Below are 6502 nucleotides of genomic sequence, written 5' to 3'. Positions count from 1 at the left end.
GAGCGGGGGTGTGCCGGGGGCGTCAGGCGCCGGGCAGGCCCAGCTCGCGGGCGATCAGCATCCGCTGGACCTCACTGGTGCCCTCGCCGATCTCCAGGATCTTGGAGTCCCGCCACATCCGGGCCACGGGGTACTCGTTCATAAAGCCGTAGCCGCCGTGGATCTGGGTGGCCTCGCGGGCGTTGGTGACCGCGATCTCGGAGGAGTAGAGCTTGGCCAGCGCCGCCTCCTTCTTGAACGGCTCGCCGTGCACCAGCCGGGACGCGGCGTCGCGCCAGGCGATCCGGGCCGTGTGCGCCCGCATCTCCATGTCCGCGATCTTGAACTGGATGGCCTGGTTGGCGCCGATCGGCCGGCCGAAGGCCTCCCGGGTCCGGGCGTAGGTGATGGACTCGTCGACACAGCCCTGGGCGAGCCCGGTGGCCAGCGCGGAGATCGCGATCCGGCCCTCGTCCAGTATCCGCAGGAACTGGGCGTAGCCGCGGCCCTGCTCGCCCAGCAGATTGGCGGCCGGCACCCGGACGTCGGAGAAGGACAGCTCCCGGGTGTCCGAGGCGTTCCAGCCGACCTTGGAGTAGGGGGCGGCGACCGTGAAGCCGGGGGTCCCGGACGGCACGATGATCGAGGAGATCAGCGGCTTGCCGTTCTCGGCGTGGCCGGTGACGGCGGTGACGGTGACCAGGCCGGTGATGTCGGTGCCGGAGTTGGTGATGAAGCACTTGGTGCCGTTGATCACCCACTCGTTCGTCGACTCGTCGAGACGGGCGGTGGTGCGGGTGGCCCCGGCGTCGGAGCCGCCGTCGGGCTCCGTCAGGCCGAACGCGCCCAGCATCTCGCCGGAGCAGAGCTTCGGCAGCCACTCGCGCTTCTGTTCCTCGGTGCCGAAGCGGAAGATGGGCATCGCGCCCAGCGAGACCCCGGCCTCCAGGGTGATCGCCACGGAGGAGTCCACCCGGGCGAGCTCCTCCAGGACCAGCCCGAGGGCCAGGTAGTCCCCGCCCATGCCGCCGTACTCCTCGGGGAACGGCAGCCCGAACAGGCCCATGCGGCCCATCTCCCGCACGATCTCGTAGGGGAACTCATGGCGCTCGTAGAAGTCGCCGATCTTCGGGGCGACGACCTCGTGGGCGAACTCCTCCACGGTGCGGCGGAGTTCCTCGTGCTCGGGGGAGAGACGGTGGTCCAGCGGCATGGCTCAGGGCTCCTGGTGGGAGAGGGCACGGACGGTGCGGGAGGGGCTGGGTCGGCCCAGGTGGCCGGCCATCCAGACGCTGGTGGCGGTGAGACGGCCGAGATCGACCCCGGTGGCGATGCCGAGGCCGTCGAGCATCCAGACGAGGTCTTCGGTGGCGAGATTGCCGGTGGCGCTCTTCGCGTACGGGCAGCCGCCCAGACCGCCGGCGGAGGCGTCGACCGTGGTCACGCCGTGGCGCAGGGCGGCGAGGGTGTTGGGGAGCGCCTGCCCGTAGGTGTCGTGGAAGTGGACGGCGAGCCGGTCGGTCGGCACCCCCGCCTCGTTGAGCGCGGTGAGCAGCGCCGTGACATGGCCGGGCGTGGCGACGCCGATGGTGTCGCCGAGGCTCAGCTCGTCACAGCCCAGGTCGAGCAGACGGCGGCTGACGCGGACGGTCCGCTCCAGGGGGACGGCCCCCTCCCAGGGGTCGCCGAAGCACATGGAGAGATAGCCGCGCACCCGCAGCCCCGCCTCCCGGGCCTCCGCCACGACGGGGGCGAACATCTCCAGCGACTCGTCGACGGAGCGGTTGAGATTGGCCCGGGCGAAGGACTCGGTGGCGCTGCCGAAGACGGCGATCTCCCGGGCGCCCAGGGCGAGGGCGCGGTCGAGCCCGCGCCGGTTGGGCACAAGCACGGGGAGCCGGGCGGGCACGCCCTCCAGCAGCGGCAGCAGCTCCTCGGCGTCGGCCAGCTGGGGCACCCACTTGGGATGCACGAAGCTCGTCGCCTCGACGGTGTCCAGGCCGGCGGCGGCCAGCCGGCGGATGAACTCCGCCTTGACCTCGGTCGGGACGGTCGTCTTCTCGTTCTGGAGACCGTCGCGGGGACCCACCTCGTGGATCCGCACCCGGGTGGGGAGGGCGGGGTCCGGGACGGTCATGGGCAGTCCGCTGATCATGACTCCTCCGAGGGCGAGGGCGAGGGCGAGGGCGAGTCCGGGGCCGGGGGCGAGTCCGGTGCAGGGGTGACGACGGCCAGGACCTGGTCCATCGCCACGGTGCTGCCCGGCGTCACGTCGAGCTCGGTGACGGTGCCGGCGTGGGGGGCGGCGATGACGTGCTCCATCTTCATCGCCTCGACGACGAGGAGGCTCTGACCGGCCTCGACCTCGTCCCCGACGGCGGCCTTGACGACGGTGACCGTGCCGGGCATGGGGGCGGTGAGGGCGCCGGCGTGGGCCCCGGCACCGCCGCCGCTCAGGGCGGCCTGGACGGGGTCGTACGGCACGAGGTGCCAGGCGTCGCCCTGGTGGGCGAGCCACGTGCCGCCGTCGGCGGTGTGGGCGAGGGCGAGGGTGCGGGTGGTGCCGTCGAGCTCGACGGCGGTCTGTTCCCCGGGCCCCCGGGAGGGCAGCAGCTTCGCGCCGCGGGGGGCGGGGTCCGGTACGGCCTCGCCCGACGGCGTCAGCAGGAACTCCGCCTCGTCGACGGCACCGCGCACGCGGACCGTGACCGGGGCGTGGCCCGGGGCGCGGAAGTGGTGGGGCGTCCAGGCGGCTTCGCCACCGAGGCGCCAGCCGCTCGGGACCGAGAAGGGGTCCACCCACGTGGGGGTTCCGGTGGGGGACAGCTCCCGCTGGCGCAGCAACCCGCCCGCCACGTACACCTCCTCCGGCACCTCCGCCGGAACGAGCGTCGCCGCGTCCCGGTCGACGAGCCCCGTGTCGAGCGCGCCCGACACCACGTCGGGGTGGGCCAGCAGCCGCCGCAGGAAGCCCACGTTCGTGTCCACGCCCAGGACTACCGTCTCCGCGAGGGCGGCCCGCAGGCGGCGCAGCGCCGTGGCCCGGTCCGGGCCGTGGGCGACGACCTTCGCGAGCATGGGGTCGTACGACGTGCCGACCTCCGCGCCCGCAACGAGCCCGGAGTCCACCCGTATCCCCTCGCCCGCCGGCTCGCGCAGGGCCAGGACCGTGCCCGCCGAGGGCAGGAAGTCGACGCGGTCGCCGCTGACCCGGGCGGTCTCGGCGCAGACGCGCGCCTCCACCGCGTGCCCCGTGAGCGTCACGTCCTCCTGGGCGAAGCCCAGCCGCTCGCCGGCCGCGACCCGGATCTGCCACTCGACCAGGTCCAGCCCGGTGATCAGCTCGGTGACCGGGTGCTCGACCTGGAGGCGGGTGTTCATCTCCATGAAGTAGTACGAGGACGGGTCGCCGCCCGGGACGATGAACTCCACCGTCCCCGCGCCCGTGTAGCCGCAGGAGCGCGCGGCCTGCACGGCGGCCTCGCCCATCGCGGCGCGCGTGGCCTCGTCCAGCAGGACGCTGGGGGCCTCCTCGATGATCTTCTGGTGGCGCCGCTGGAGCGAGCACTCGCGCTCGCCCAGGTGGACCACGCCGCCGTGGCCGTCGGCCAGCACCTGGATCTCGATGTGCCGGGGCCGGTCGACCCAGCGTTCGACGAGCAGGGTGTCGTCGCCGAAGGACCCGCGCGCCTCGCGCCGCGCGGCGGCGATCTCCTCGCCGAGCAGCGCCGCGTCGCGCACCAGCCGCATGCCCTTGCCGCCGCCGCCCGCGGACGGCTTCAGCAGGACCGGCATCCCGATCGCATGCGCCGCGTCGGCCAGTTCGGCGTCGGTCAGGCCGCTGCCCGACGAGCCCGGCACGACGGGCACGCCCGCCGCCCGGACCGTCTCCTTCGCCCGGATCTTGTCGCCCATCAGCTCGATCGCCCCGGCGGGCGGGCCGATGAAGACGAGCCCCGCGTCGGCGCAGGCGCGGGCGAAGGCGGCGTTCTCCGCGAGGAAGCCGTAGCCGGGGTGGACGGCCTGCGCGCCGGTGCGGGCGGCGGCGTCCAGCAGCCGCTCCACGGACAGATAGCTCTCCGTGGCGGCCGCGGGGCCGATGCGCACGGCGGTGTCGGCCTCGCGGACGTGCCGGGCGTCGGCGTCCGCGTCGCTGAACACGGCGACGGACCGGATGCCCAGCGCGCGCAGCGTACGGATGACGCGTACGGCGATCTCGCCCCGGTTGGCGACAAGGACTGTCTCGAACATGCTCCGCCTCACATCCGGAAGACGCCGTAGCCGGGCGCCGCGCCGTCCCTGGCGGGAAGCGGGGCGTTGGCACAGGCGGTCAGGGCCAGGCCCAGCACCTGCCGGGTCTCCAGGGGGTCGATGACTCCGTCGTCCCACAGCCGGGCGGTCGCGTAGTAGGCGTTGCCCTGGGTCTCGTACTGCTCGCGGATCGGCGCCCGGAAGGCCTCCTCGTCCTCCGCGGCCCATTCCTCGCCGCGCGCCTCCAGCTGGTCGCGCTTGACGGTGGCGAGCACGGAGGCCGCCTGCTCGCCGCCCATCACCGAGATCTTGGCGTTGGGCCACATCCACAGGAAGCGGGGGGAGTAGGCCCGGCCGCACATGGAGTAGTTGCCCGCGCCGTACGAGCCGCCGATGACGACCGTCAGCTTCGGGACGCGGGTGCAGGCGACGGCCGTGACCATCTTCGCGCCGTGCTTGGCGATGCCGCCCGCCTCGTACTGCCGGCCGACCATGAAGCCGGAGATGTTCTGGAGGAAGACCAGCGGGATGCCGCGCTGATCGCACAGCTCGATGAAGTGGGCGCCCTTCTGGGCGGATTCGGAGAAGAGGATGCCGTTGTTGGCGACGATGCCCACCGGGTGGCCGTGGATCCGGGCGAAGCCGGTCACCAGCGTCTGCCCGAACTCCGCCTTGAACTCGGCGAACCGCGAGCCGTCGACGATCCGGGCGATGACCTCGCGCACGTCGTACGGGGTGCGGGAGTCGACCGGGACCGCGCCGTGGAGCCCGGCCGGGTCGGCCTTGGGCTCCTCGGCCGGCTCCACCGGCCACGGCAGCGGGCCGCGCTCGGGGAGGGTCGAGACGATGGTCCGGACGATGCGCAGGGCGTGCTCGTCGTTCTCGGCGAGGTGGTCGGTGACGCCCGAGACCTTGGAGTGGACCTCGCCGCCGCCCAGCTCCTCGGCGGTGACGACCTCGCCCGTCGCGGCCTTCACCAGCGGCGGGCCGCCCAGGAAGATCGTGCCCTGGCCGCGCACGATCACGGCCTCGTCGCTCATCGCCGGGACGTAGGCGCCGCCGGCCGTGCAGGAGCCGAGGACCGCCGCGATCTGCGGGATGCCGGCGCCGGACATCCGGGCCTGGTTGTAGAAGATCCGGCCGAAGTGGTCTCGGTCGGGGAAGACCTCGTCCTGCATGGGCAGGAAGGCGCCGCCGGAGTCGACCAGATACAGGCACGGGAGCCTGTTCTCCAGGGCGATCTCCTGGGCGCGCAGATGCTTCTTGACGGTCATCGGGTAGTACGTGCCGCCCTTGACCGTGGCGTCATTGGCGACGATCACCGTCTCGCGGCCGGAGACCCGGCCGATGCCCGCGATCACGCCCGCGGCCGGGGCGGCCCCGCCGTACATCCCCTCGGCGGCCAGGGGGGCGATCTCCAGGAAGGGCGAGCCGGGGTCGAGCAGGGCGTCGACGCGGTCGCGCGGCAGCAGCTTGCCGCGCGCGGTGTGCCGCGCGCGGGCCTTCTCGCCGCCGCCGAGCCGGGCGGTGGCGAGCCTGCCGCGCAGCTCCGCCGCCAGCTCGCGATGGGCGGCCTCATTGGCCCGCCAGGCGTCGGACGCCGGATCCGCGGCGCTCCCCAGCACCGGTGCCTGCTGCATGGACTCGAGCTCCCTTGCTCGGTTAATGAGCGTTAACACAGTGCCTTCAGGTTAACGACCACTAACGCCCGCTGTCTAGAATTACCTTCGTGAAAGACGCTGTGAGCACCACCCGGCCGGCCTCCTCCTCCCGCCGCGAGCAGATCCTGCGGGAGGCCGCGCGGCTCTTCGCCGAGCGCGGCTTCCACGGCGTGGGCGTGGACGAGATAGGCGCGGCGGTCGGCATCAGCGGCCCCGGGCTCTACCGCCACTTCGCCGGCAAGGACGCGATGCTCGCCGAGCTCCTGGTGGGCATCAGCGGGCGGCTCCTGACGGGCGGCCGGCGGCGCGCCGCCGAGGCGGCGGAGGCGGGCGCGGGCCCGGCCGGGGTGCTGGACTCGCTCATCGACGGGCACATCGACTTCGCCCTGGACGACCGGGCGCTGATCATCCTCCACGACCGGGAGCTCGGCCAGCTCCGCGACAGCGACCGCAAGCTGGTGCGCTCGCTCCAGCGCCAGTACGTCGAGCTGTGGGTCGACGTCGTCCGCCGGCTGTACCCCGGCACCGCCGAGGCCGAGGCCCGGGCCGCCGTCCACGCCGTCTTCGGGCTGCTCAACTCCACCCCCCACCTCGGCCGCCCCGGCGCCCTC

The 6502-nt window shown here is 73.5% G+C and carries 5 protein-coding genes; 1 reads left to right on the top strand and 4 read right to left on the bottom strand.

Annotated features, from left to right (window positions below; genetic code table 11):
- Nucleotides 1–22 precede the first annotated feature (22 nt).
- The 4 genes from K6I33_RS29590 to K6I33_RS29575 are packed head-to-tail and all read right to left on the bottom strand — an operon-like array spanning nt 23 to nt 5870.
- Nucleotides 23–1186: an acyl-CoA dehydrogenase family protein gene (locus tag K6I33_RS29590; protein ID WP_229357618.1), complete on the bottom strand. Its 1164-nt coding sequence runs from the start codon at nt 1184–1186 to the stop codon at nt 23–25.
- Between the two features lie 9 nt (nt 1187–1195).
- Complete coding sequence (locus K6I33_RS29585; protein ID WP_229357617.1) at nt 1196–2134, bottom strand: hydroxymethylglutaryl-CoA lyase; 939 nt, start codon at nt 2132–2134, stop codon at nt 1196–1198.
- Complete coding sequence (locus K6I33_RS29580) at nt 2131–4230, bottom strand: biotin carboxylase N-terminal domain-containing protein (protein WP_229357616.1); 2100 nt, start codon at nt 4228–4230, stop codon at nt 2131–2133. Before K6I33_RS29580 ends, K6I33_RS29585 begins: the two co-directional genes overlap by 4 nt.
- 8 nt (nt 4231–4238) lie before the next feature.
- Nucleotides 4239–5870: a carboxyl transferase domain-containing protein gene (locus tag K6I33_RS29575; protein ID WP_229357615.1), complete on the bottom strand. Its 1632-nt coding sequence runs from the start codon at nt 5868–5870 to the stop codon at nt 4239–4241.
- A 101-nt stretch (nt 5871–5971) separates the two neighbouring features.
- On the opposite strand from K6I33_RS29575, the gene K6I33_RS29570 reads away from it, so the two are divergent.
- The coding region (locus K6I33_RS29570; protein ID WP_374286060.1) for a TetR/AcrR family transcriptional regulator at nt 5972–6502 on the top strand (531 nt) is incomplete at its 3' end.

It is taken from the genome of Streptomyces sp. UNOB3_S3 (assembly GCF_020740895.1).
Taxonomy (GTDB): domain Bacteria; phylum Actinomycetota; class Actinomycetes; order Streptomycetales; family Streptomycetaceae; genus Streptomyces.
The sequence above is the reverse complement of the archived record's forward strand: the minus strand, read 5'-3'. Positions and strand labels throughout refer to the sequence as shown.